Source organism: Streptomyces sp. DSM 42067, assembly GCF_055792885.1.
The window spans coordinates 7,168,261-7,194,119 of record NZ_CM147706.1 but is presented as its reverse complement, the minus strand read 5'-3'; the positions used below and the strand labels follow the sequence as shown (position 1 = coordinate 7,194,119).

Below are 25,859 nucleotides of genomic sequence, written 5' to 3'. Positions count from 1 at the left end.
CATGTCCTTCCGCACCACCGATTCCACCGACTACGTAGAGGACGTGTCGCCCGGCCGCGGCGGGCTGCCGCCGCGCGCCTGGTACGCCACTTCGGACGCCGCTTCCCTGTCGCTGAACGGCAGGTGGCGCTTCCGCCTGTCCGCGACGGCCGGCGCGGAGGACGAGTCGTTCGCCGAGCCGACGTACGACGCCTCGGGCTGGGACGAGGTCGCCGTGCCCGGCCACTGGGTCCTCCAGGGCGACGGGGCTTTTGGCGCGCCGATCTACACCAACCACCTGTACCCGTTCCCGGTCGACCCGCCGCGCGTGCCGACCGAGAACCCGACCGGTGACCACATCCACACCTTCGACCTGCCCGACGGCTGGCCGGAGGACGGCGACGCCGTGCTGCGCTTCGACGGTGTGGAGTCGTGTGCGCGGGTGTGGCTGAACGGCGAGGACATCGGCGAGTTCAAGGGCAGCCGCCTGCCGCACGAGTTCGCGGTCGCCCGTCTGCTGAAGCGCACCGGCAACGTGCTGGCGGTGCGCGTCCACCAGTGGTCCTCCGGGTCGTACCTGGAGGACCAGGACCAGTGGTGGATGCCCGGCATCTTCCGGGACGTGACCCTGCTGCACCGCCCCGAGGGCGCGGCCGCGGACTTCTTCGTCCACGCGTCGTACGACCACCGCAGCGGCGATGGAACACTGCGCGTGGACTCCCTGGTGGACGGCAGGGTCACGGTCCCGGAGCTCGGCATCGACGTGGCCACGGGCGAGCCGCTGACCGTGCCCGTCGAGCCGTGGACGGCCGAGACGCCTCGGCTGTACGACGGTGTGCTGGCCACGGCCGGTGAGCGCATCCCGCTGCGCATCGGGTTCCGCACGGTCGTCGTCGAGGACGGCGTCATCAAGGTCAACGGCAAGCGGATCCTGTTCCGGGGCGTGAACCGGCACGAGTTCCACCCGGAGACCGGCCGGACCCTGGACCTGGACACCATGCGCCGGGACCTGGTCCTGATGAAGCAGCACAACATCAACGCCGTCCGCACCAGCCACTACCCGCCCCACCCGGCCTTCCTCGACGCCTGCGACGAGCTGGGCCTGTGGGTCATCGACGAGTGCGACCTCGAGACGCACGGCTTCGTCGAGCAGGCCTGGCGCGACAACCCGGTCGACGACGACCGCTGGACCTCGGCCCTCCTCGACCGCGCCGCGCGCATGGTCGAGCGCGACAAGAACCACCCGTCGGTCGTCATCTGGTCGCTGGGCAACGAGGCCGGCACCGGTCGCGGCCTGACCGCGATGGCGGAGTGGATCCACGACCGGGACGCGAGCCGCCTGGTTCACTACGAGGGCGACATCAACTGCCGCGACACGGACATGTACTCGCGGATGTACGCCTCGCACGCGGAGGTCGAGCAGATCGGCCGGGGCCTGGACGGCGGCACCGAAAAGCGCCGCACCCTGCCCTTCATCCTCTGCGAGTACGCGCACGCGATGGGCAACGGCCCTGGCGGGCTCAGCGACTACCAGCGGCTGTTCGAGAAGTACGAGCGCAACCAGGGTGGCTTCGTCTGGGAGTGGATCGACCACGGCATCAGGCACGGCGAGCTCGGCTACGCGTACGGCGGCGACTTCGGCGAGGAACTGCACGACGGCAACTTCGTCTGTGACGGGCTGATCTTCCCGGACCGGGCGCCGTCGCCGGGGCTCGTCGAGTACAAGAAGGTGATCGAGCCGGTCCGAATCGAGGGCGAAGGCCCCGCGGGCACGGTGCGGATCACCAACGGGCACGACTTCGCCGACCTGTCGCACCTCTCGTTCGAGTGGTCGTACCAGGTCGACGGCGAGACGGTCGAGGCCGGATCGCTGGCCGTACCGGGACTTGCCGCGGGCGAGTCCGCCGAGGTCAAGCTGCCGGAGCCGTCCGCCGACAGCCGGGGCGCGGAGACCCAGTGGACCGTACGGGCACTGCTGGCCGAGGACACGGCGTGGGGCACGAAGGGCCACGAGGTCGCCTGGGCCCAGCTGCCCGTCACCGAGCGCACCCCGGCACCGGTGGCGATCGGTGACCGGCCGACGGCGAGTGACCGGCTGATCAACCTGGGCCCGGCGTCCTTCGACGCCCGCACCGGCGAGCTGCTCACCATCGGGGCGGTCGACGTCACCGGTCTCCGCCTGGACGTGTGGCGGGCGACCACCGACAACGACAACGGCGCGAGCTGGCAGGACGACATCCGCTACGGGCTGCTGTGGCGGAAGCTGGGCCTGCACCGGATGCGGCACCGCCTGGACGCGGTGGACCTGGCCGACGACGCGCTGACCGTACGCACCCGGGTGGCGCCCGCCGCCTGGGAGCTGGGCCTGCGCACGGTGTACCGCTGGACGTCCGACGGCACCCGGCTGCGGCTGACCGTCTCGGTCACGCCCGAGGGCGAGTGGAAGGTGCCGCTGCCCCGGCTCGGCATCCGCTTCGGGCTGTCCTCCGCGGACCACGTGAAGTGGTTCGGCGGCGGCCCGGGCGAGGCGTACCCGGACACACGGGCCGCATCGAAGCTCGGCCGCTGGCAGTCCTCCGTCGACGACCTGCAGACCCCGTACGTCCGCCCGCAGGAGAACGGCGCGCGCGCCGACATCCGCTGGGCGGAGATCGGGGGCTTGCGGATCGAGGGCGACCCGGAGTTCTGGTTCACGGCCCGCCGCTGGACCACCGAGCAGCTCGACGCTGCAGATCACCGCACGGATCTGGTGCCGGGCGACAAGGTCTGGGTCAACCTCGACAACGGCCAGGGCGGCATCGGCTCCCAGTCGTGCGGTCCGGGCCCGCTGCCGCAGTACCTGCTGCAGGCCGGGCCCGCCGAGTTCTCGTTCACCTTCGTGGAGATCGATGACTAGCACTGTCACGCAATCCGCGGCCGGACGGCTCTTCAGTCGTCCGGCCGCGGCCGCGTCCTGCGTCGGATTCGTCCTCATCGGCATGCTTCAGGCGCTCTACGGTCCGGCGGTGCCTGGCCTGCGCGAGGAGTACGCCCTGTCCCCCTCGGAAGCCGGACTCGGCCTCAGCCTGCACTTCACGGGCGGGGTCGCCGGCGTCCTGGCGTTCAACGCGATCCACTCCCGGATCAGCAACCGGTCGCTGCTGGCAGCCAGTTACGCACTGATGGCGGCAGGCGGCGCGGGCTTCGCGCTCGCCCCGAACTGGCCGCTCGCACTCGCCGCCGCCTTCCTCGGCGGCCTGGGCTTCGGCGGTATCGACTACGGCCTCAACCAGCTGTTCGCGGTCGGCTTCGGCGACCGCTCGACGGCCATGCTCAACGTCCTCAACGCCCACTTCGGCATCGGGGCGGTGCTCGGCCCGGCGCTGATCGCGTGGACGGGCGCGGACGGGTACGCGTACGCCTTCGGGGCGTGTGCCGTGCTGTCGGCGGTGCTGATCCTGTGCACTGGGGGTGTACGCACCGAGCCTCAGGTTTCCGGCGAATCGCCGGTTACGCCGAAGAGCTCGCTGGGCCTCTCCCGGATCCTCGTCGGCTTCCTCGTCCTCTACGTCCTCAACGTGGGCGTCGAGGCGGGCGTCGGCGGGTGGGAGCCCACCCACCTGGAGACCGTCGGCTTCTCATCCGCGGTCGCGGCCTCGGCCACCTCCGTGTACTGGCTGATGATGACCGTCGGCCGCTTCGTCGTCGTCCCGATCACGCTGCGGTACTCGCCCGAGCGCATCCTCACCGTCTGCGCGGCCGGCATGACCGCGTGCCTGCTGCTGGCGCTGATACCAGGCGCGGCCCCGTGGGCCTACGCGGGTGTGGGGCTGTTCATCGCACCTGTGTTCCCGACCGGTCTGCCCTGGCTCAACCGGGCGCTTCCTGAGGCAAAAAGGGCAGGCGCCTGGGTGATAGCCGCGTCTATGATCGGCGGCGTTGCGGCCCCGCCGCTGCTGGGTGTCGGCATCGAGGCGTCCGGTATCCGAGCTGTCCCATGGCTGCTGACGGTCCTGTCAGGCGCCTCGCTGCTTGCGACGGTGTGGCTGATCAGGCTCACGAGGAGGTCCGCCGCATGAGCGGCAGTATCCAGGTCCGAGGCCTGTCCCGGACCTTCCACACCACCGTGCGCCGCCCCGGCTTGGCGGGCGCGCTGAAGTCCCTGATCAAGCCCGATCGGGTCGCGAAGGAAGCCGTCGTGGACGTCTCCTTCGACGTGGCGCCCGGCGAACTGCTGGCCCTGCTCGGACCGAACGGCGCGGGCAAGTCGACCACCATCAAGATGCTCACCGGCATTCTCACGCCCACGGCGGGCGAGGCACGCGTCGCCGGCGTGGTGCCGTACGAGGAACGCGAACGCAACGCCCGCAACATCGGGGCGGTGTTCGGGCAGCGCACCCAGCTGTGGTGGGACCTGCCGGTCCGCGAGTCCTTCGCGATCCTCCGCGACATCTACGAAGTGCCGAACGCCGAACACCGCGCGCGCCTCGGCGAGTTCGACGACCTGCTCGAGCTCTCCTCCTTCTGGGACACGCGCGTACGGCACCTGTCCCTCGGCCAGCGCGTGCGCTGCGACCTGGCCGCCGCGCTGCTGCACGACCCGCAGGTGGTGTTCCTCGACGAGCCCACCATCGGGATGGACGTGGTGGTGAAGGAGCAGGTCCGCGAGTTCCTCAGGCACCAGGTGGAGGAGCGCGGCCGGACGGTGCTGCTCACCACGCACGACATGACGGAGGTCGAGCGGCTCGCCGAGCGCGTCGTACTGATCAACCACGGGCGTCTCGTCCTGGACGGCACCCTGGACGAGATCCGCCGGAAGTTCGGCTCGACGTGGCAGGTGCGGGCCACGCTCGCCGACCCGCACGCGCGCGTGGAGCCGCTGGAGGGCATCTCGCTGCTGCGGCGCGAAGGCCCGCAGGCGGTCTTCGGACCGGACGGGCCGACGGCTCCGACGGTCCATCAGGCGCTGAAGCAGGTCATCGAGCGGTACGAGGTGACGGACATCGCGATCGACGAGGCCGACCTGGAGGACGTGATGCGAACGGCGTACGTCCAGGCGGAAGCCGCCTCGAGCGCCCAGGCGGAAGTCCCGTCGGGAGCCCCGGCGGGAGGGAACTGACGATGGCCGCCGTCCACGCCTGGCGGGCCGCCCGCGTCACCCCGCTCGGCGAGCTGCACTCCCCGCCCCGCATGACCGCCGAACTGCTGCGGATGACCGTGCAGGTGGTGCTCGTGGCGTCCCTGTGGCGCGGCCTGTACGCGGCGAGCGGCACCACGGCCGGACTGGACCGCGACCAGGCGGTCACATACGCCGTGCTGGCCACACTGGCCCTGCGCGTACGGAACCTGGACCAGTTCGCGGGCCGGGACACCGTCATCCAGCACATGCACTTCGGGACGATCGTCTACTGGTACCTGCGCCCGCTGGCGCCCCAGCGCTACTACGCGCTCCGCGCGCTCGGCGAACAGCTTTACGGGCTCGTCTGGGCGCTCGCCGGATACGCGGTCTGTCTGGCCGCCGGAGTCGTCCAGCCGCCGAAGTCGGCCGCCGTGGCAGGGGTGTTCGTGGTCAGCGCGCTGCTCGGCCAGTGGGTCATGTACTACGTGATGCTGGTGATCGACCAGCTGTGCTTCTGGACGCTCCGCAACGGCGCCGCGATGCTGATCCTGATCTTCGCGCAGAACCTGCTGTCCGGGGTGTACGCGCCGCTGTGGTTCTTCCCGGACTGGTTCATCACGATGAGCGGCTTCCTCCCCTTCCAGGCGACGCTGAGCGTGCCCCTGTCGCTGTACGTGGGGCGTATCCCGCTGTCGGACGCGGGCGCCCAACTCGCCGTACAGGCAGCCTGGGTGGTGGCGCTTGCCCTGTTCACCCGGCTGCTGTGGCGGCGGGCCGCTCGGCGCGTGATCTCGCAGGGAGGCTGATGTGTCGTCGGAGGCGGGGACGTTGAAGAGCAGGCCGGGCGGGCCTTTGAAGGCCGTTCGGATCATGTGGCGCATCACACGCCTCAACTTCCGCGCGCAACTGGAGTACCGCTCCGAGTTCCTGATGATGGTCGCGATCGGCGCGGTCTGGCAGGTTTCGGTGATCGTGTTCGCGACGGTGCTGCTCACGCGGTTCACCGGGATGGGCGGCTGGGACAGCTCGGACGTCCTGCTGATCCCGGCGACACGGATGCTGGCGCACGGCCTGTTCGTGCTGTTCCTGGGGCGGGTGCACGGCCTGGGCCGCCACATCCAGGAAGGGGTGATCGACACCTATCTGGTCCGCCCGATGCCGGTGTACCGCCAGCTCCAGCTGTCGTACTTCCCGACCAACGCGATCGGCGACCTGACGGTGGCGGCGGGCCTGATGGTGGGGGCGCTGTCCCGCAGCAACCTGGACTGGACGGCGGGCCGGATCACGTATCTCGTCGTCTGCGTCCTCGGCGGGATGCTCCTGGAGGCGGCCCTGTTCACGGTCGTGGCCTGCGCGTCGCTGCGCTTCCCGGCCGCCGACTACTGGGGCCGCTGGCTGGAGGAGCTGCTCGGCACCTTCGGCAGCTATCCGCTGAACGTGCTGCCGAAGGCGGTGGGCGGCTTCCTCACGTTCGGTCTGCCGCTCGCGTTCGTCGCGTACTTCCCGGCCGCCGTGCTCACCGGCCACGGGTCGAGCACCGGCGTGCCGTACTGGCTGGCGGCGGCGTCCCCGCTGCTCGGGCTGGCCGCGTACCTGGCATCGCGGCTGCTGTGGAAGTGGAGCCTGCGGCACTACACGGGGGTGAACGGATGACCTCGTTCACGTCGACCGGTCGGTGATCTGCGACCGATGGCCACCCGCCGGCGACCGCCGACCACCGGCCCCGACCGCAGCGACCGCCCACGCCGAGAAGGGCGTTGTGACTGGTGCGCCCCCACTCTGCACGAGCCATCCAGCGGTTCGTGCGGCGGGGGCCGACGTGGCCGCCATGCGACCTAACCCAGACCGGCGCCGAACCGGCGGCCGACGTCGGCCGGCCGACGGTGCTGTACGCGCCCCGCGGCGCGTACAGCCGAGCCGTACCGGTGCCGACACAGGGCCTAGCGCACGAGGCAGGGCCGCTTGTTGTCGAACGTCCAGCCGGGGATGAGGTACCGCATCCCGGCCGCGTCGTCGCGCGCCCCCAGCGCCTTCTGCTGGTAGAGCTCGTGGGCGGCGAGGAGACGGTCCATGTCGAGCTGGACGCCCAGGCCGGGGGCGCTGGGGATGGCGATCTCACCGTCGACGATGCGCGGCGGTTCGACGGTGAGCCGCTCCAGGCCCTCCTGCCAGATCCAGTGCGTGTCCAGCGCGTTGTACTCGCCTGGAGCCGCGGCCCCGCAGTGCGCCACCATGGCCAGGGAGATGTCGAAGTGGTTGTTCGAGTGGCATCCCCAGGTCAGGCCCATCGCGTTGCAGAGCTGCGCGACGCGCACGGAGCCCTGCATGGTCCAGAAGTGCGGGTCGGCCAGCGGGATGGACACGGACTGCAGCGCCAGGGCGTGGGTCATCTGCCGCCAGTCGGTGGCGATCATGTTGGTCGCCGTGGGAAGCCCGGTGGCGCGCCGGAACTCGGCCAGGATCTCGCGGCCCGAGTAGCCGTCCTCGGCCCCGCACGGGTCCTCGGCGTACGCGAGGGTGCCCACCAGCGGCGCGCACAGCTCGATCGCCTCGCGCAGCGACCACGCGCCGTTGGGGTCGAGGGTGATCCGCGCCTCGGGGAAGCGTTCCTTCAGCTGCCGTATCGCCTTGACCTCCTCGGCGCCTTCCAGCACGCCGCCCTTCAGCTTGAAGTCGCGGAAGCCGTAGAGGTCGTACGTGGCCTCGGCCTGGCGGACGATCGCCTCGGGGGTCAGCGCCTCCTCGTGGCGGATCCGGTACCACTCCACGTCCGAGTCGCCTTCGCGTACGTACTCGAGGTCGGTGCGGTCGGGGTCGCCCACGTAGAAGAGGTAGCCGAGGACACGTACGGAGTCGCGCTGCTGTCCGTCGCCGAGCAGGGCCGCCACGGGGACGTCGAGGTGCTGTCCCAGGAGGTCGAGCAGGGCCGACTCGACAGCGGTGACGGCGTGGACGGTGGTGCGCAGGTCGAAGGTCTGCAGACCGCGGCCGCCGGAGTCGCGGTCGCCGAACCTCTCGCCGATCTCGCGCAGGACGCGCTTGTAGTCGCCCACCTTCGCGCCGACGACGAGGGCTTCGGCGTCGCGCAGCGTCTGCGTGATCTTCTCGCCGCCCGGCACCTCACCGAGGCCCGTACGGCCCTCCGAGTCCTTCAGGACGACCACGTTGCGGGTGAAGTAGGGACCGTGCGCACCGGAGAGGTTGAGCTCCATCGAGTCCCGGCCCGCGACGGGGTAGACGGAGAATTCGGTGACGGTCGGCTGGCTTCCGCTTGTCATCAGGGGTTCCTTACCTCGGATGTGCGTCGGATGTGCGTCGGGAGTGGTCGATGCTCAGGAGTCCGGTAGTGCTCAGACGCTGAGAGTGTCCAGGGCCCACTCGACGGCGAGAACACCGCCCAGACCGAGGATCGCGAGCACGGTCGTGTACGTGGTCCGCGCCTTGATCGCGTCGAGGACCGACAGGTTGAAGTACTCCTTGAACATCCAGAAGCCGGGGTCGTTGACATGGCTGAAGGCGATCGACCCGCAGGAGACGGCGAGCACCATGAGTTCGGGGTGGACGCCGCTGCCGGCGACGAGCGGCGCCACGATACCGGCGGCCGTGACGACGGCGACCGTCGCGGATCCGAGGGCGATGCGGAGGATGGCCGCGATGAGCCACGCGAGGATGATCGGCGAGATGTTCCAGCCGTCGGTGAAGTCCTTGATGTAGTCGGCGATGCCGCCCTCGACGAGGACACCCTTGTACGCGCCACCGGCACCGATGACCATGAGGATCAGGGCCATGGACTTGGCCGCCGAGACGCACGACGAGCTCACTTCGTCCAGTCCGCGGCCGATGCGCGGGCCGAACGCCCAGATGGCCAGGCACAGCGTCAGCAGGAGGGCGACGGGCGCCGAGCCGATGAAGTTGACGGCGTGCAGGACCGGGTTGTCCTTGTCGGACACCGCCATGTCGGTCACAGCAGCGCCCGCGATCAGTACGACGGGGACGAGGGCCACGAACAGGGACCAGGCCATGCTCGGCATCTCGTCGTCTTCGAACTCGCGCTCCGTGACCAGGCCGGTCGGGATGGACGGGTTCATCTTCCGGACGAACGGAAGCCGCGGCCACACGAGGGCGATGAGCGCACCGAACGGCACGGCGAAGAAGAGCCCGTAGAACAGCGTGTGGCCGACCGAGGCGTTGAAGGTGGCGGCGACCGCGGTGGGGCCGGGGTGGGGCGGCAGGAAGCTGTGCATCGTGGACAGGGCGATCGACATCGGAAGGCCCACCCACAGCAGGTTCTTGCGGGTGACCCGGACGATGGTGAACGCGACCGGCACGATGATGACGAAGGCGACCTCGTAGAACATCGTCACGCCGATGAGCATGGCCGTCACGACCATGGCGACCTGCACATAGCGCTCACCGAAGGCGTCGATGAGTTTGTTCGCTATTCGCTGGGCGGCGCCCGAGTCTCCCATGACGCGGCCCAGCATGGCGCCGAGTCCGACGACGAGCATGGTGTCGCCGATCTGGCCGCCGACGCCCTCCCCGAGGACGTCCGCGATCTCCGCGGCCGGAATGCCCTGGACCAGCGCGACCCCGACGGCCACCAGGAGGAGGGAGATGAAGCCGTTGAGTTTCAGCCTGGTCATGAGGAACAGCAGGATCAGTACGCTGATTCCGACGACGACAAGAGGCATGGTGCAGTTCCCCTTTGAACTGTGCTCAGTTGATGGCCCTGGTCCGTCGGGCGTCCGTCATGCGTCGTACGGACCAGGGCGGTGAAGTACCGGGGGTGGCGTGGCGGCCGGGCGTGGCGCCCGGGTGGGCCGGTGCCGGTGGGCGTGGCGCCCGGGTGGGCCGGTGCCGGTGGGTGTGGCTCATACGGGCCGGGTGTCCGGGCGCACGACAAGGCGAAGTCCGGTGCCGGGTGCCGCGAACCGGTCTCCGTGGTGGTACGGCGTTGCTGGTGCGTGGCCGTCACGCGGAGATGTCGGCCACGGCTCGGGCGCGGCTCACGCCCGGGCGCCCACCAGCCCCAGACCCGCCTCGAGCAGCTTCTCCAGGTCGGCCAGGTCCTCCGGACCGGGGTCGGTGAGCGGGGCGCGTACCGGGCCGACCGGCTTGCCGCGCAGCCGTGCGGCGGCCTTGACCAGGGAGACCGCGTAGCCGGGTACCCGGTCGCGCAGCTCGACGAGCGGGACGTAGAAACCGCGGAGCAGTTCGTCGGTGGTGGCCTGGTCGCCGTTCTGGAAGGCGGTGAAGAACGCGTTCGCGATCTCGGGTGCGAAGGCGTGGACCGCCGACGAGTAGGCGGGCACGCCGATGGCGGCGTACGCGCGGGCCTGTACTTCGGCGGTGGCGGCCCCGTTGAAGAAGAGCAGGTGGTCGGGCGCGGCGAGGGTGAGGCGCTGCAGACGGTCCAGGTCGCTGTGTCCGTCCTTGAGACCGATGACCGTGGGGATCTCCGCGATGCGGCGCAGGCTCTCGACGGTGAAGGCCACCTGGTCGCGCTGGTAGGCGATGAGCGGCAGCTCGGTACCGCCGGCGATGCGGCGCACCTGCTCGACCAGGCCGTCCTGCGGGGCCTTGAGGAGGTAGTGGGGAAGCACCAGCGCGGCGTCCGCACCCGCCTCCTCCGCGATCCGCGCGAAGCGCAGGGCCTGCGCCCAGCCGTAGCCGATGCCTGCGACGACCGGCATACGTCCGTCGGCCACCTCTACCGCCGCGGTGACGACCTGGCGGTACTCGTCCTCGTCGAGCGCGGTGAACTCGCCCGTGCCGCACGCGGGGAAGACCGCGCCCGGAGCGGTGGCCAGCTGATCGGCCAGGTAGGCGCGGTAGGCGTCCAGGTCGAGGCTGCCGTCGTCCGTGAAGCTGGTGAGCGGGAAGGACAGCACGCCGCGCGCCATGCCGTCACGCAGGCGTCGCGCGACATCCTGGGCCGCCGTGTTCAGTGACATGTACTTGTCTCCATGTAGAGGGACTCGTTGTACGTACGCAGTCGTACGTACGAAGAGGGAAGTCGAGGTGAGGCACCCGGCTGGTGAATGTGAGCCACGGGCACTCCAGGGTGCGTCAGGGCCGCGCGCCCACCTCGTGCACCGCCTGGGTCCAGGCACGGGCCTGCTCGCTGAGGGTGATGCCGAGGCCGGGCCGCGATGACACGTGCATGCGTCCGTCCCTGATGTGGAGGCGCTCGTTGAACAGGGGCTCCAGCCAGTCGAAGTGCTCCACCCACGGCTCGTACGGGTAGGCGGCGGCGAGGTGGAGGTGGATCTCCATGGCGAAGTGGGGCGCGAGCTGCACGTGCTGGTGCTCGGCGAGGGCGGCGAGCTTGAGGAACTGGGTGATGCCGCCGATGCGGGGCGCGTCCGGCTGGATGATGTCAGCCGCGTTGTGGCGCAGCAGCTCGTAGTGCTCGGCCACGCTGGCGAGCATCTCGCCCGTCGCCACGGGCGTGTCCAGCGAGGCGGCGAGGGCGGCGTGGCCCTGCGCGTCGTATGCGTCGAGGGGTTCCTCGATCCAGGTCAGGCCGAACTCCTCGAGGGCGCGCCCCATGCGCTGCGCGGTGGGCCGGTCCCACTGCTGGTTGGCGTCGACCATGAGGGGCACGTCGTCGCCGAGGTGCTCGCGTACGGCGGTCAGACGGCGCAGGTCCGCCTTTCCGTCGGGCTGGCCCACCTTGATCTTGATGCCGCCGATGCCGCCGGCGAGGGATGCGGTGGCGTTCTCCAGGACCTGCTCGGTCGGGGTGTGCAGGAAGCCGCCGGAGGTGTTGTAGCAGCGGACGGAGTCGCGGTGCGCGCCCAGCAGCTTGGCGAGGGGCAGACCGGCCCGCTTGGCCTTGAGGTCCCACAGGGCGATGTCGAAGGCCGCGATGGCCTGCGTGGAAAGGCCGCTGCGTCCGACCGATGCGCCCGCCCACACCAGCTTCGTCCAGATTCTGGCGATATCGCTGGGGTCCTCGCCGATCAGAGCGGGGGCGATCTCCTTCGCGTGCGCGAACTGGCCAGGGCCGCCCGCGCGCTTCGAGTAACTGAAGCCGATGCCCTCGTGCCCCTGCTCGGTACCGACCTCGACGAAGAGGAAGGTTACCTCGGTCATCGGCGCCTGGCGTCCCGTGAGGACCTTGGCGTCGCTGACGGGAGTGGCCAGCGGAAGGGTGACCGAGGAGAGCTTGAGCCAGGAGATCCTGTCCAGGGTCGCCTCGCCCTGGTGCGCGACGTGCGGCGTCATGTTCGTTGTACTCACCACTGGAGAGCTCCGGTGCCTGGGATGGGTGGATAGCGACGGGCCTGTCCAGAAGGCCCCTCGCGGTGCCGGCCGGAGCATCCCGCTCAGCCGTTGCCCTTGAAGCTAAGGCGCCGGAAGATTCACGTCTAACTCAAATTTTGCATGCACTGATACCGGGAGAGCATCGTTGTTCACACTCGCGCAACTGACGAGTTTCGTGGCCGTTGCAGAAGAGCTGCACTTCACACGTGCGGCCGAGCGGCTCCGGATGACGCAGCCCCCACTGAGCCGGCAGATCCGGCAGCTGGAGAACGACCTCGGTGTCCAGCTCCTCAACCGTACGAACAAGTCGGTGCGGCTGACGCCCGCGGGGCGCGCCTTCCTGATCGAGGCCCGGGGCATCCTGCGCCAGTCCGAGAACGCCGCCCTCGCCGTCCGGCAGGTCTCGACGGGAGAAGCGGGCAGCATCACCATCGGATTCACCGCCGCAAGCGCCCACTCCATGCTCGGCACGCTTCTGCGCACGGCCCGCGAGGCCATGCCCGGAGCGGAGATCGTCCTGCGCGAGATGGTCACCCGCGACCAGCTGGCGGCGCTCGCGGACAACAGCCTGGACCTGGGGCTGATCCGGCCCTCGGTCACCGGCCCGGATCTGCGGACCAGACCCGCCGTACGGGAACAGCTGCTCGCCGCCCTGCCGGCGGGGCACGCACTGACGGCGCGCGAGGGAGCGCTCCAGATCGCGGACTTCCACGGTCAGGAGCTGCTGATGTACTCACCCACGGAAGCCCGCTACTTCCACGAACTGCTCATCAGCATCTTCCGGACCGCCCACGTCACGCCCGTCTACTCCCAGTATCTGAGCCAGGTCCACAGCATCCTGGCCCTCGTCAACTGGGGCCTCGGGGTGGCTCTGGTCCCCGAGGCCGCCGCGCAGCTGCGGTATGCCGATATCGTCTTCAAGCCGGTTGAACTGCCCATACCCGAGCCTGTGGAACTCGACCTGGTGTGGCGCAGGAACAACGACAACCCGGCTCTGCACACGCTCCTCCGCCACCTGTGACGAAGGCGCGCTCCGGTTCCCGCCTCTTCTCACCGGCGCGCCTGAGAACGGCGTGGGCGGTCAGCCCGCCGGGGCGTCCAGGACGGGGATCAGTTGCTCCTCCTCGTACGTGAGATGGGCCTCGAGTTCGTCGGTGAGCCGCTCCACCTCGCGGATCACCAGCTGAGGGTCCGCGCCCTCGGTGGAGACGACCTGCCGCAGGTCGGCGAGGAGCGCCGCGACCTTCTGGTGTTCCGCGTGCAGCCGGTCCATCGTCGGGGCGAGCTCGGGATGGCGCTCGGCGAGGAACGGGAACATCGCGGTGTCCTCGCCGGTGTGGTGGATGTGCAGCCCCTGGCAGAGCGTCAGGCAGTTCACCCGGAGCTGGGCGCCCAGTCCTCCGGGACCGGACTCGGTGATCTCCTTTCTGATCAGGGCGAGTTCGCGCCGGAACGCGTCATGGATCAGCTTGAGGGCCGCGCCCACCGAGGACGCGTTCGGGTTCGGTGGGCCGGGGACCGCCTGCAGCGCCACGACGGGGATGACGCGGGTGGTCTTCGCCTGGTAGTCGGCCCACCCGGGTTCCGCCTCGACCGCACGGGCGAAGACCCGGTCGCGTTCGGCGCCCTCCAGGACGACGGCATCTGCCTCGTACGTGAAGACGCCGTCCTCGACGGTGACGCGCGGATTCGCCACGATGTTGTGGAACCAGTCCGGGTGCTTCGGCGCCCCGGCGGCAGAGGCGATGACCAGGACCCGCTCGCCGCCGTCGGGAAGGTAGCCGAGGGGGGTCGTGTGCCGGGCGCCGGACCGCGCTCCGGTGGTGGTCAGGAGGAGCAGCCGGGCCCCCTCGAAGTACCCACCGACGCGCCCTTCGTTGGCGCGGAACTCCTCGATGATCTGCTGGTTGAAATCGTTTGGCATTCTCTGCTTTCTTCTCTGTTTCGGGTCGGGCTGCCCAGTTCACGGGCAGGGCGAAATCACCGCCGTACGGAACGATCGCGAAGGCGGGATAGGGGTGTGGGAAGAAGCGGTCCGGGGCGAACGCGAAATGCTCGCTATTGCCGTGTGAGCCTCACGGGAGGCATTCACGGGCACCCGAAATCCGCTGGTCAGCGACGCGGAAAAGGGGCAGGCGGGCTTCTGGCCCGCCTCGCGCTCACGTCGAGGCCGGGTGCCCTACTCGTTCGTGGCCCATGGCCGACCCGGCAGTCACGGGCTCAACGTATTCCACCTAACAAGCCCTGGCAACGCATATTTTTCGGCCAATTCCTTGTCCTGCGCGACCCCGCTCGGTCACGGCTCGGCATCTGGGGTCGTGAAGCACCTGGAACCGATCGAGCACGCTCTTGAACCCGATGGGGAGATCCGGCGGACATTTCACACCCATACGTCGATCGATGGATCGATCAGGCAAACAGCGACGTACGTTCGACCGCATGACTGATCCACTCAAGTCCTCTTCTTGTCCCGGCCGCCCCTCCAGGCGACGGGTGTTACGAGCGGCGACCGTCGCCGGCGGAGCCCTCGGCATCCCTGTGGGAGCCGCGTCCGTAGGAGCTCATACGGCGTTGGCAGCACCGGCGACCGCCTCGGCAACCCCTCCCGAACTGCCCGCCGGACTGTCGGCGTACCGCACCCGCTACATCAACTGGGCCGGAGAGATAACCCACGACGGGTTATGGGCCTGCGCCCCACGGACCGGCCAGGACATCGCCGACCTCGCCAACTGGGCGCACGCCAACGGCTGGCGGCTGCGCGCACGCGGCAAGGCACACGGCTGGTCCCCGCTCACCATCACCGGATCCGCCGAGTCCGACGGGCGCGTCCTGCTCATGGACACCACCGAGCACCTGACCCACAGGGAACTCACCACCCCGCCCGCCGGCGCTCCCGGCGCGGTCCGAGCGCAGACCGGGGTGACCCTCGAAACGCTGATGGCGTTCCTCGCCGACCAGGGGCTTGGCGTCACCAACACCCCGGCGCCCGGCGAGCTCACGCTCGGCGGCACACTGGCCATCGACGCCCACGGCACCAGCGTGCCCGCCGTCGGCGAGGACGCGCGTCCCGGTCACACCTACGGCACGCTCAGCAACCTCGTTCTCTCTGTCACCGCCGTGGTCTGGGACGCCGCCCGGTCCGAGTACGTGGTGCGAACCTTCCACCGGGGCGCCGACGAGGAGTGCGAGGCGCTGGCCACCCACATCGGCCGCGGACTCCTCGTGGAGGCCGTGCTCCAGGCCGGCGAGGAGGTCCCGCTGCGCTGCCGGAGCCGGATCGATCTCACCGCTGACGAACTGTTCGCCGCTCCGGGCAGCGAACTGGCCTCTCGGGGGAACACGTTCGCCGACTTCATGGACCGTTCGGGGCGCGTCGAGGCGATCTGGTTCGCCTACACCGACAAGCCGTGGCTGAAGGAGTGGAGCCTCAGCCCCGAGCGCCCGGCCTCCGCGAGGGAGGTGCACCACCCGTACAACTACCCGTTCAGCGACTCGCTGCCGACGCCCGCGGCCCGCCTGGCCGGGCGCATGCTGGCGGAGGGCGCCTGGTACCTCGCACCCGAGTTCGGCGCCGCGCAGTACGGGGTGGCTGCGACCGGTCTGACCACCACCGCCGCCAAGGACCTGTGGGGCGCCTCACCCGACCTGCTGTTCTATCTGCGCCCCACCACGCTCCGCGAGACCGCCAACGGCTACGCCATCCTGACCCGGCGCGCCGACGTGCAGCGCGTCGTCTCGGAGTTCGCCGGTTACTACAGCGAACAGCTCAAGGAGTGGGCCGCCGAGGGAAGGTTCCCGGTCAACGGACAGGTCGAGATCCGCGTGGGCGGCCTCGACCGGCCCGAGGAGTCCGCCGCCCGGGGCGCCCGCCCGCCGCTGCTCTCCGTCGTACGGCCGTCCCCCGACCACCCGGAGTTCGACTGCGCGGTGTGGGTCGACGTGCTGACCCAGCCGACCACACCCGACGCCCACGAGTTCTACCGGGACATGGAACGGTTCCTGTTGGACACGTTCGACGGCGGCTACGCCCTCACCCGGGTCGAGTGGTCCAAGGGCTGGGGCTACACCGACACGGCGGCCTGGGCCGACAAGGAGGTCATCGAAACCGTGGTGCCGGGCTCCTACGCCCATGGACAGTGGTCGCAGGCGATCGGCATCCTGGACCGCCTCGACCCTCACGGGGTGTTCGGCAACGCGTTCACGGACCAGTTGGTCCGCGTGTGACCAGGGGGCGCCCGCCCGGTGACACTTCAGGGTGGTAAGTGCGTCTCACCGGCTTCCGGGGGGCCGCTTCGCCGGCTGCTGAGCGCCGTGGCGGTCGGGAGGGCGGCTGCCAGGCCGCTGAGCAGGGCCGCGGCGAGCGCCCATGAGGCATTTCCCCTCGGGCGGCGCAGCGCCTCAGGGCGGTGCCACGCGCGCGTGACCGCACTGTCAGTCCTGGAGATCCCCGAGCCAGCGCAAGGCGCTCAGGCCCGGCAGGAAGCAGTACTCGCCGCCGCGGGTGACGACGAACCGCGGCAGTGGGGACAGGCGTCGTCGCAGCGGCCGCCGGGGAATGGTGAAGCCGGCGACGCCGTCGTGGGCTCCGGCGACGGGGTCTCTGGCGCTGCCCCCGCCGAAGAAGACGCTGTCGTTCATCCACTCGGACTGGACGAATTCGAACTGCCTCCCGAGATGGGCTCCGATGAACGCGAACATCAGGCCGCGGTCGGCCCCGTCGTCCTCCAGGATCCCTTCGGGTAGCGGCGGACCGTAGACGGCGCCGCGTCTGATCATGCGGTGCAGCCGTACTTCGCCCGCCACGGACGCGTCGCGGGGATTGGCCCGCCGGATGTGGCAGCCGCTGGGCGTGGTGAATCCCGCCGGATCGTCCTGCCTGTACAGGAAGGTGTTGCGGCGGTGCGGGTCGGTGCCCAGAGCTGGGTCGTCGTGCTGCGGGCTGAGCGCCAGCGGTGCACCGCTGCGCCAGCGTCCCATGATCTTGGCTGCCAGCAGTTCCTCGTCCTCGGGGCAGGTGGCGTTGTCCCGCAGGTAGCGCCGGAACGCGGCGACCCGCTGGTGGAGTTTGCGGAAGACCGCGTAGCTGCCGTTGCGTCCCAGCACCTCCGGCTGCGGGGTCTGGCTGCCGCCGATCTCGTCCCGGTAGCCGAGTACGAACTCGCCGGCTTTCAACGGCACTTCCAGCTGGTTCGACCCGGCGATGCCGCTGCCCTCGACGGCCGGATGGCTGACGCCGTCGCGGTAGCCGAAATGCTCGGTCTCGGTGGGCAGCGCGTGGCAGTCCTGCCGCCAGATCGCTGTCACTCCGGGGAGCTGGTCGTAGGCGGGGCGGGCCCGGTCGAGGGCCGCCTCCAACCGTGTGGCGTCAGGCGCGACCGCCGCGAACACGACATGGACGTCCGGCGTGCCCAGGGGCGCTTCCCAGTGCTCGGGGGCGCTCTCCCCCACATCGCCCAGCGCCTTGGCCCGGGCGGCCATCCCCTGCCGGAACTCCCAGGCGAACGTGTCCAGCGATGCGCGCGGCACACCCAGGGCGTCCAGTCCGTGATAGGTGACCGCGACACTCACCCACGTCTCGCCCAGGGGACTGACCGAGTCGGCCGCGGACGTCACCACCGCGCTCGCGCGCCGCATCAGCTCCCGTCCCTGCGCCCGGTCGTCGACACGGAACACCAGGTAGGTCGCCGCGTAGGGGGTCGGGCGAGGGCTGAGAACGCCGCGTTGAATGTCGTCGAGCTCCAGTGCGCCCGGCGTGTGCACGCTCACGGTCTCGCCTCCTTGCGGCACTACTTCGTGACGAGGTTCCGCCAGAAATTCCGCAGGCTCTCGTCGCCGCCGAACAGCGAACTGAAAATCGTGGAGTCCGCCAGCAGCACATCGCCGGCCCGCTCACCGCTCGGGGGCATCCACAGGAACATGTTGAACTCGGTGTTGCCGGCCTCGGTGAAAGGATGCGGCCTGGAGGTGTCGATCGGCTGCCGGGCCAGCACATGAATGGCATCGGGCTCGTCGCTCGTCACGGCGTAATGCGGAAGATGCTGATGGAAGTTGAAGTTCGTCACCCCGTCGAGCCACCCTTTCGTATCCTCATCCCTGACCGCGGAGAACGGTGCGATCTGATTCGGCCCTTGCACGGCGGGACGCAGCCCGTAGCGGTTCTCGACGGGCACCCCGAGGCTGTGCATCAAGCCCCGGACATGGGTGGCGAAACGCTGCTGGCGCGGAACCAAAGGGTCGCCGTGATGGCGGTACTCCATATCCCGCACCATCAGATCGTCCGATGCCCCCACGTCGTGGTGCGGCCCCAGGACCAGACGGGCGTCCTCCCGGCCGAGGAAAGCCCGTAGTGCCTCGACCTCCTCCGGCGCGGCCTCTTGTCCTGTGACCATGTGATCGAGCCCGAACACGAACAAGGTGTCGGTGTCCGCCAGTACCCGCTCGTCGAGCGGGGTCGGGAAACCGGCCTGGTCGATGCGCTGGTATACGGGGACAGGGTGTCCGGTGATCTCCTCGACGTACTGCTGGAACGGCACCCAGGCCCAGAAGAACAACTCCAGTGAGCCGGCGATGCCCTGCTGGAACCGCAACGGGTCGGACCACTTCGGGTCCTCGTAGGCGGGCCAGGTCGCCCGACGGACCTCGGTCATGGTGGAGAACCGGTTGTCCAGCTCGGCCGGGTTCCTCCCCGCCTCCGCCGGATAGCTCCAGGAGACGTAGATGCTCACCCGGCGCCGGCCTGGGGTGTACTCACGCGCGACATGGTTCTGGTTGTAGGTGCGTGCGGTCTGGACGTCGCTCATCTCAGCTCCGATCCACAGCGGGACAAGCGTCCCGCACTCCGCATTCACTGCATTTGATCGAGCATCTCCGACAGTGAGCTCTTGATCCGCAGAGCCTTCTTGATCTCATCGGCCGCGACGAACGGATACTCTCCGTACTCGATAAAGCTCGGACAGTGATGTTCCCGTACGAACCTGACGAACGCCTCGGGGTTGGTCCGCCAGTCCTCGGGGAACCCTTCGAGATTCTCGAAAACCGTACTCACCCCCGCCTTGCTGAAAAGAGCGATGGCATCCTCGGTGTACTTGTCGAAATCGGTGTCGAAGATCCCCTGATACATGAAACGAGCGTCGTCGTCGAAGAGCACCCAGCGCAGATAGTGCAGCTTGAGCGGCGCCAGAAGATACGGATCCTGCTCCAGCGCCTTGGCCAGGGTGTAGCCGTACTCACGTACTGCCTCGGCCCGGCCCGGCTTGACCTTCGCAATGATGGTGAACCCATAACACGCTGGTGTCTTCGGAAAAACGGGCCCGTATTTCCCCTGCTCAAGCTGGTCTGTGTCCTTGGGGAGGACGGCCGCCTGCGGCTTGATCTCCATCTCTGATCCTCCCGTCACCTACTGGCCGGGAACAATCCCCCTCCGTCATCCTCCCACTCAGCCACTCCATCCGCCTCGTAACCTCGTGAGCAGCACCGTCGGGACCGGGCCGGAGCCGGCCGTTCGCGGTCGCTCCCTCACAACGCATAATTCCCCCGCGGCTCCGAGCGTTCCTGGGGGGATCATGGGTCTGAAGCCATGGCGGGCAGACGAACCGGGAGACGAACCGGCTGACGAGGTGCCGCGGAAGCGGAGGGACGGCGACGGTCACCACCCTGCGCTGCTGGTCACGGTCACCGCGCTCGTCGCCGTCCCCCTCGCGGGCGCGCTCTTGTGCTGGTCGGTGATGTACGGCCTGCTGTTCGTGAAGCTGATGGTCTTCGACATGCCGGCGAACGAGTGCGGCGGTTCGGACTGTCTCGGCCGGTCGGGCGCGCCGCGTTCCTCTGATCGCAACTGGGCAACAGTCGTCCCATCCCACTGGAGTCGGCACGGCGCGGGATGTGAGGGTGAGGCGCATGAAGTCTCGTACCGCCCTGTCGGCCTTCGCTGTCTGCGCTGCCTGCGTTGTGCTCGCACCGCTCACCGGATGCGGCGGTGGCGGAACGGGCCACGAGCCGTCTCCTGCTGTCGGGGTACCCACCACGCCGGTCGAGAGCCGGGCGCCGGCCCCGGGGAAGGGGTCGAAGGACCCCGACGACATCAACGGCGACGGGTACCGCGACCTCATGCTGCCCGTCCCCGGCGGCGAACGGATCGTTGTGCTCTACGGCTCGGCGAAGGGGCTCGACTCCTCGACCCGCACGGTCTACGACCGCCGCGACCTGGGCCTGCCGGATCAGCCGGTGGACGTGGCCGCGAGCAGCCCTCTCGCCCCGGACACGGTCGCCGATCTGGACGGTGACGGCTTCCCGGACTTCGTCACGACCGTCATGGGCGAGCGCGTCGAGGACCGGCGGATCGTCGCCGCACGCTCCGTCACGTACGTGACCTGGGGCGGACCGGACGGGCCCGCGGCAGGGGCCGGGGCGACGCCGGTGCGGCTGCCGCAGAGCGCATCGAAGCTCGGCCTTCAGACCGTGGTGCGCGGCGACTTCGACGGTGACGGGCACCACGACCTCGCGGGCCTCGCGAAGAACGGGTCGTCCCTGGTGGTGCTGTACGGCCCGTTCACGCGGTCCGGCGTGCCGACGCGCACCGATACCAGCCTGCCGTTGTCGGGTGGCCAACTCGTCGTGGACGCCATCGACCCGTCCGGCGAGCCGCGCGCCACCTCCCTGCTGCTCCACGAACAGGACGACGGTGAGCAGTCCGGCAGCATCCTCTACCCGGCCCGCCGCGGCACCGGCCTGTCCGCGAACGGCAGACAGCTACGCCTCGGCAACGCCCACGCGTTCGGCGACTTCGACGGCGACGGGCTGCGCGATGTGGCCGTCGGGGACGATGGCGGCCGCAATAACGAGCCCGGCTACCAGACGGAGGCGCCCGAAGTCGACGGATCGCTCGCCGTGTACCCGGGCAGTGGCGGTGCACCGGTCACGTACCGGCTGCCCGAGGTGCCCGAGGGTGCGGGCACCGACTACGGGCCCGGCGGTTTCGTGGCCGCCGACCCGGACGGCGACGGCCGCGACGGCATCCTCGTCGCCACGTACGAGGGTGCCACGCTCATCGACGGCGACAAGCGCACCTCTGTCCTGCGCGAAGTGCAGAAGGGGCCCGCGAAATGGCGGCACGCCCGGCCCGCGGGTGCCGCCGACTTCGACCGTGACGGCAAGGACGAGTTGATCCTCAACTGGGCGCCCGGCACCCTGTTCGGCCTGTACGGCGAGGACCCCACCCACTGGTGGATCACCGACAGCACGACGTCCAGGGACAAGACGTCCTTCACGACGACGAGCCTCGCTCCGCGCACCTCCTGAGGCTGTTGCTTTGGCCGTTCGCGCGGCGGTGTGGTGTCGGTGGGCGGCGTACCGGCGCAGCCAGGACGCCGGACGGTGGTGATAAGGCGCCTTCCCGCAGGACGCGAAATCAGATGGACATGACGATCCCAGGGGCCGTACCGTCGGCCGGTCCCTGCTGTTCGCGCGTCCGAAGAGGTGCATTTCATGACGGTCCAGGCAATCGCGGCCAACTTCCACCGGCCGCTTTCCCCAGCCGTTCTGACCTCTTCGAACCAAAGGACTCCCAGAAGTGGATCTGCCACGTAGCATCACCATCCGCGAGAGCAGTCATCGCCTCTGCAACCCGTTCACCAGCGAGAAGCTGGCCATCCTGGGGCAGGCCATCAGCCCGTCGCCGGGCACGCGCGTGCTCGATCTCGCCTGCGGCAAGGGCGAGTTGCTGTGCACCTGGGCACGCGACCACGGCGTGACCGGCACCGGCGTCGACATCAGCACCGTCTTCCTCGGCGCCGCCCGCGCGCGGGCCGTCGAGCTGGGCGTGGCCGACCGGGTCGGCTTCGTGCACGGCGACGCGTCGGGCCATGTCGCCGACGATCCGGTCGGCATCGCTGCATGCGTGGGCGCCACCTGGATCGGTGGCGGCGTGCCGGGCACGGTCGAACTCCTTCGGCGCAGCCTCGCCCCCGGCGGCATGATGCTGATCGGCGAACCGTACTGGCGCCGCGAGCCCCTGGACCAGGCCACCGTCGAGGCCTGCCATATGTCTCGCAAGGAGGAGCTTTTCCCGCTGCCGGAACTGCTTGAGCATTTCCGCGACTTGGGCTGCGACGTCGTCGAAATGGTCCTGGCCGACCAGGACAGCTGGGACCGGTACGTCGCGGCGCAGTGGCTCAACATCCGCCGCTGGCTCGACGCCAACCCCGACGACGAGCTGGCCGACGAGATGCGCGCGGAACTCGCCACGTCACCTGTCCAGCACGCCAGGTACCAGCGCGAATACCTCGGGTGGGGCGTGTTCGTACTGATGAACCGCTGACGCACCAGCCCGGGTGAGCCCCGGCGCAACCCGCCGGGGCTCACCTGCTGTGACTCAGCGCTGTATTCGGCCTTGGGTTCCTGGGACGCTACCGGCCCCGGCTGCCGATGCCGACAGGGACGGTAAGGAGGACCAGGCCCAGACCGAGCACAGCCAGCCCGCACCAGGAGGCGGCCGGGAGGCGTTCGTCGAGGACGGTGACACCCAGGATCGCCGCAACGGCGGGCTCAGCCAGGGTCAGCGACGTGGCCACCGACGCGGGGGTGCGGCGCAGTCCGTGCCCGAAGAGCCGGTAGGCCAGGTAGACGGTGAACAGGGCGAGGTACACAGCCACCGCCGCACCGCGGGTGGTGGCGAGCCAGTGAATGTTGACGAACAGCACGAGCGGCAGGACGAGCAGCCCGGCTGCGCCGAACAGCATGCCCATCACCGCATCGGAAGGGTGTTCGCTCGTGATGAGCCTGCCGCCGATCAGCGAGTAGGCGGCGTACGACAGTCCGGCGCATGCGGCAAGCAAGACGCCCGTCAGGTCCATCGGCGTGGCATGTCCGGTGAGCCCGGGGCCCAGCACCAGAAGGGTGCAGCCCAGCACGGCGGCCGCGGTGGCGCCGGTCCAGCGTGCGGTCGGCCGGGCCTGTCCGGTGATCCAGGACAGCAGTCCGGCGAAGACCGGCGCGCTGCCCAACGCGATCACGGTGGCCACAGCCACGCCGGTCCGAGCCACCGCCGGATAGAAGGTGACCGGATACCCGGCCACCGCCAACGCACCCAGGACGAGCAGCCACCGCTCGGGGCGCGTGCAGGCGGCGGGCAACGAGCGGGCGCCGCGGGAGGTGAGGAACAGCAGGATGCCGCCGAGGGTGAGACCGGCGCAGCCGATGGCCGCCGCCGGTGCACCGGCTGGGGCCAGGGAACTGGCAGTCCCGGTCGTACCCCACAGCACAGCCGAGGTGAGGATAGGCGCGGGACCGCTGAGGAAACCGGTGCGAGGAGGGCGCGGGCCGGCGGCGGCCGGGCGCGCGGGAGCCAGGGGGGAAGTGCGGTTCGGCACAGTCGTGATCTTCCGTCGTCGAATGCGTCTGGGACTCGATCCGAAACGGGCGCACGACATAACCCCCTGACCGCCCTGCGGAGCGGCCGGGGCCACGGATCAAACCGTCAGTGTCTGCGCCCGGTCAGGCGCAGAGAGGCGGCAGAACGACGTGCCAGTAGGTGTTCACCCCGCGATCGTACCTGGCCGGCACGCTGGCGCGGGCGCCGGGCCAGGGCGGTCACCTGCGGCTGCTGCCCGCCCTGTCAGCCCGGTTCCCGACCGGCTCGTGATCCCGGACCTCCGCCCAGACGGTCTTGCCCACGCCGTCTGTACGCGGGTCCACTCCCCACCGGTCCGCCAGCGAGTCGACGAGCACCAGCCCCGGCCGCCCTCGGCATCGCCGCCCACAGGGAACATCGCAGGCAGCCGCTCCCTTTCGCGTCCTCGACCTCGATCCGTACGGTCCCTTCCGTCGCCGTCAGCCGGATACGGAAGTCCTGGCCCGGCAGACGCCCGTGCCGGACCGCGTTCGCGGCGAGTTCGGCCGTGATCAGCGTGACGGCTTCGTTCAGCTCCGACGCGTACGGCCAGCCCCACGCGTCGAGCCGCTCGGCGACCAGACGGCGGGCGAGGCGGGCGCCGCGGGGCGTGGAGCTGAGTTGTTGGCTGAACACACGTACGGTAACCGGTCTTTGCGGTTTCGTCTGGGACGACATGGCTCAACGGTCAGCGTCGGCACCCCCGTTCACCAGGCGCTCAAGCCGTACGCTGAGTCAGCGTACGGGTACGAGGGGCGGACGGTACGGGTAACTCACTGTAACGATGGGTGCTTTGCGGGGCGGACACCATTGCACTCGGGCGGACCCGGACATGGCCGACAGCAACAGCGACCACTGCGGCACCAGCGAACCTGAACCGTCGGACAGTCTCAAGACCTTCGGCGCCGTCCTCCAGGGTTTCCGCGAGAACGCGCGCATCACCCAGGAGGCACTGGCCGGGGACATGGGGTACTCACCCCACTTCGTCGCCTCCGTCGAGCAGGGCAGACGGCTTCCTTCCAAGGAGTTCGTCGAGCGGGCGGAGCAGGCACTCGACGGCCTGGGCGTGCTCCGGAAGGCGGCGAAGCATCTGACTCGGAAGCAGGGGCTGGCGTCTTGGTTTCGCCAGTGGGCGGACCTGGAGCAGCAGGCGATCAGCGTCTCTGATCAGCTTAGTGATCCCATGTCAGACGTGCTGTCTGGCGTGGGTTGTGCCCATGCTCGCGCCGGGTCCAACCGATGCGAGCGACGATCTGCTCGCGAGTGGTCTCGACGGACCCGGCACCGGCCTGCACCTCGGCCCAGAAACGGACGTTGCGGGCCTGGCGTTCCAGCATCGCGTCGACCACTACGTCTCGCTCGGGGCCGGCCAGACCATAGGCGTCGGCCAGCACACGAACCTGGGTGGCCTGAACGTCCACCGGAGGCGCGTCCGCCTTCGAGGACACGCACCACAGCCAGGCCATATACCCCACATCCTCCAGCGGGCTGCCTGGCGCGGCCATGTCGAAATCGATGAAGGCGACCGGTACCCCGTCCTGAAAGACGGCGTTGTTGGGACCCAGGTCGTGGTGGCATACGACCTGGTGCCGACCGGCAAGACCGCTGCCCCGAGTGGCCTCGTGCATGGCACGCGCCAGCGCACCTGCCGCAGCGACCTGGGCGTCGGTCCACGGCCGGAGTCTTTCCGGAACCCAGCCCGGCACATAGCTGTACTTATCCCGCCCTGTCTCGTCCCGACCGAGAAAGCGCGGTGCCCCTGCGAACCCTCGGCTCTCCAGCAGTCCGAGCAGCTCAGCGACAAGCGGCGAGGACGCGGACGACGGCCTTCGGACCGTGTCACCGATACGGACAACGCCTCGGGTGATACGGCCTCCCCTCAACGGGACGACGTCGTCAGGCGTCTCGGCCATGCCGCGAGTATTGCAGCACCGTCGGCGGGCGGGCGCCCTCGCCGTCGTCCATGCTGCTGCGCCCGAGGAGCGCGCGGATCCCGGCGGTGGCGAGGTCGCGGGCCATGCCGTCGACGTGGCGTCCGCCCGGGTCGGCGATCAGCGTGCAGCCGTTGCGGCGTGCCGGGCCGAGCCGAAGGTCGACCGCCCCTGTCGCCGTCCCGTGGTGCCCTCC

Annotated in this window: 20 protein-coding genes and 1 pseudogene; 10 read left to right on the top strand and 11 right to left on the bottom strand. The window is 69.7% G+C overall.

What is annotated here, in order from left to right; translation table 11 throughout:
* Position 1: 1 nt before the first annotated feature.
* The 5 genes from ACSMXV_RS32435 (at position 2) to ACSMXV_RS32415 (ending at position 6,730) form a co-directional block, all read left to right on the top strand.
* The gene (locus ACSMXV_RS32435; RefSeq protein WP_473174695.1) at positions 2-2,875 is read left to right on the top strand and encodes a glycoside hydrolase family 2 TIM barrel-domain containing protein; all 2,874 of its coding nucleotides are present in this window, start codon (positions 2-4) and stop codon (positions 2,873-2,875) included.
* Entirely contained in the window at positions 2,868-4,037 is a 1,170-nt protein-coding gene (locus ACSMXV_RS32430) for an MFS transporter (RefSeq protein WP_473174694.1), read from the top strand. Before ACSMXV_RS32435 ends, ACSMXV_RS32430 begins: the two co-directional genes overlap by 8 nt.
* On the top strand, positions 4,034-5,077 hold the full coding sequence (locus ACSMXV_RS32425) for an ABC transporter ATP-binding protein (protein ID WP_473174693.1): 1,044 nt from the start codon (positions 4,034-4,036) through the stop codon (positions 5,075-5,077). Before ACSMXV_RS32430 ends, ACSMXV_RS32425 begins: the two co-directional genes overlap by 4 nt.
* Positions 5,078-5,079: 2 nt before the next feature.
* The gene (locus ACSMXV_RS32420) at positions 5,080-5,883 is read left to right on the top strand and encodes an ABC-2 family transporter protein (protein WP_473174692.1); all 804 of its coding nucleotides are present in this window, start codon (positions 5,080-5,082) and stop codon (positions 5,881-5,883) included.
* A gap of 64 nt (positions 5,884-5,947) precedes the next feature.
* Entirely contained in the window at positions 5,948-6,730 is a 783-nt protein-coding gene (locus ACSMXV_RS32415) for an ABC transporter permease (protein ID WP_473174691.1), read from the top strand.
* Positions 6,731-7,017: 287 nt separating this feature from the next.
* Here the strand turns inward: ACSMXV_RS32415 and ACSMXV_RS32410 are convergent, their stop codons facing one another.
* The 4 genes from ACSMXV_RS32410 to ACSMXV_RS32395 all read right to left on the bottom strand — a co-directional run bounded on the left by ACSMXV_RS32410 (position 7,018) and on the right by ACSMXV_RS32395 (position 12,325).
* Entirely contained in the window at positions 7,018-8,355 is a 1,338-nt protein-coding gene (locus tag ACSMXV_RS32410) for an enolase C-terminal domain-like protein (RefSeq protein WP_473174690.1), read from the bottom strand.
* Between the two features lie 72 nt (positions 8,356-8,427).
* The gene (locus tag ACSMXV_RS32405; protein ID WP_473174689.1) at positions 8,428-9,768 is read right to left on the bottom strand and encodes a gluconate:H+ symporter; all 1,341 of its coding nucleotides are present in this window, start codon (positions 9,766-9,768) and stop codon (positions 8,428-8,430) included.
* Positions 9,769-10,083: 315 nt separating this feature from the next.
* Positions 10,084-11,031 carry a 5-dehydro-4-deoxyglucarate dehydratase gene (locus tag ACSMXV_RS32400; RefSeq protein WP_473174688.1) on the bottom strand — a complete coding sequence of 316 codons (948 nt, stop codon included), beginning with the start codon at positions 11,029-11,031 and terminating at the stop codon, positions 10,084-10,086.
* 115 nt (positions 11,032-11,146) lie between these two features.
* Entirely contained in the window at positions 11,147-12,325 is a 1,179-nt protein-coding gene (locus ACSMXV_RS32395) for an L-talarate/galactarate dehydratase (RefSeq protein WP_473174687.1), read from the bottom strand.
* A 166-nt stretch (positions 12,326-12,491) separates the two neighbouring features.
* Here ACSMXV_RS32395 and ACSMXV_RS32390 point away from each other — a divergent pair, with 166 nt between their 5' ends.
* Positions 12,492-13,367, top strand: coding sequence for a LysR family transcriptional regulator (locus ACSMXV_RS32390; RefSeq protein ID WP_473174686.1), 876 nt, complete (start codon positions 12,492-12,494; stop codon positions 13,365-13,367).
* 60 nt (positions 13,368-13,427) lie between these two features.
* On the opposite strand, the gene ACSMXV_RS32385 is transcribed toward ACSMXV_RS32390, so the two are convergent.
* On the bottom strand, positions 13,428-14,270 hold the full coding sequence (locus tag ACSMXV_RS32385) for a nitroreductase/quinone reductase family protein (protein ID WP_473174685.1): 843 nt from the start codon (positions 14,268-14,270) through the stop codon (positions 13,428-13,430).
* Between the two features lie 515 nt (positions 14,271-14,785).
* Between ACSMXV_RS32385 and ACSMXV_RS32380 the strand changes: the two genes are divergently transcribed.
* Positions 14,786-16,570, top strand: coding sequence for a cholesterol oxidase substrate-binding domain-containing protein (locus tag ACSMXV_RS32380; RefSeq protein WP_473174684.1), 1,785 nt, complete (start codon positions 14,786-14,788; stop codon positions 16,568-16,570).
* A gap of 207 nt (positions 16,571-16,777) precedes the next feature.
* Here the strand turns inward: ACSMXV_RS32380 and ACSMXV_RS32375 are convergent, their stop codons facing one another.
* From ACSMXV_RS32375 to ACSMXV_RS32365, 3 genes are read right to left on the bottom strand one after another with little or no spacing between them, the layout of a single operon-like run.
* The gene (locus ACSMXV_RS32375) at positions 16,778-18,112 is read right to left on the bottom strand and encodes a Dyp-type peroxidase (RefSeq protein WP_473174683.1); all 1,335 of its coding nucleotides are present in this window, start codon (positions 18,110-18,112) and stop codon (positions 16,778-16,780) included.
* Between the two features lie 20 nt (positions 18,113-18,132).
* Positions 18,133-19,146, bottom strand: coding sequence for a hypothetical protein (locus tag ACSMXV_RS32370; protein WP_473174682.1), 1,014 nt, complete (start codon positions 19,144-19,146; stop codon positions 18,133-18,135).
* 44 nt (positions 19,147-19,190) lie between these two features.
* Positions 19,191-19,724, bottom strand: coding sequence for a hypothetical protein (locus tag ACSMXV_RS32365; protein WP_473174681.1), 534 nt, complete (start codon positions 19,722-19,724; stop codon positions 19,191-19,193).
* A 518-nt stretch (positions 19,725-20,242) separates the two neighbouring features.
* On the opposite strand from ACSMXV_RS32365, the gene ACSMXV_RS32360 reads away from it, so the two are divergent.
* Together ACSMXV_RS32360 and ACSMXV_RS32355 are read left to right on the top strand one after the other, a co-directional pair.
* Entirely contained in the window at positions 20,243-21,643 is a 1,401-nt protein-coding gene (locus ACSMXV_RS32360) for an FG-GAP repeat domain-containing protein (RefSeq protein WP_473174680.1), read from the top strand.
* 271 nt (positions 21,644-21,914) lie between these two features.
* On the top strand, positions 21,915-22,661 hold the full coding sequence (locus ACSMXV_RS32355) for an SAM-dependent methyltransferase (protein ID WP_473174679.1): 747 nt from the start codon (positions 21,915-21,917) through the stop codon (positions 22,659-22,661).
* A gap of 88 nt (positions 22,662-22,749) precedes the next feature.
* Here the strand turns inward: ACSMXV_RS32355 and ACSMXV_RS32350 are convergent, their stop codons facing one another.
* Both ACSMXV_RS32350 and ACSMXV_RS32345 read right to left on the bottom strand, forming a co-directional pair.
* Positions 22,750-23,772, bottom strand: a complete 1,023-nt coding sequence (locus tag ACSMXV_RS32350; RefSeq protein ID WP_473174678.1) for a DMT family transporter — start codon at positions 23,770-23,772, stop codon at positions 22,750-22,752.
* Positions 23,773-23,957: 185 nt separating this feature from the next.
* Positions 23,958-24,368, bottom strand: coding sequence for an ATP-binding protein (locus ACSMXV_RS32345; protein ID WP_473174677.1), 411 nt, complete (start codon positions 24,366-24,368; stop codon positions 23,958-23,960).
* 148 nt (positions 24,369-24,516) lie between these two features.
* On the opposite strand from ACSMXV_RS32345, the pseudogene ACSMXV_RS32340 reads away from it, so the two are divergent.
* A pseudogene (locus ACSMXV_RS32340) lies at positions 24,517-24,795 on the top strand (helix-turn-helix domain-containing protein); the annotation flags it as partial.
* 109 nt (positions 24,796-24,904) lie between these two features.
* On the opposite strand, the gene ACSMXV_RS32335 reads toward ACSMXV_RS32340, so the two are convergent.
* Positions 24,905-25,645: an aminoglycoside phosphotransferase family protein gene (locus ACSMXV_RS32335; protein WP_473174676.1), complete on the bottom strand. Its 741-nt coding sequence runs from the start codon at positions 25,643-25,645 to the stop codon at positions 24,905-24,907.
* Between the last annotated feature and the right edge of the window lie 214 nt (positions 25,646-25,859).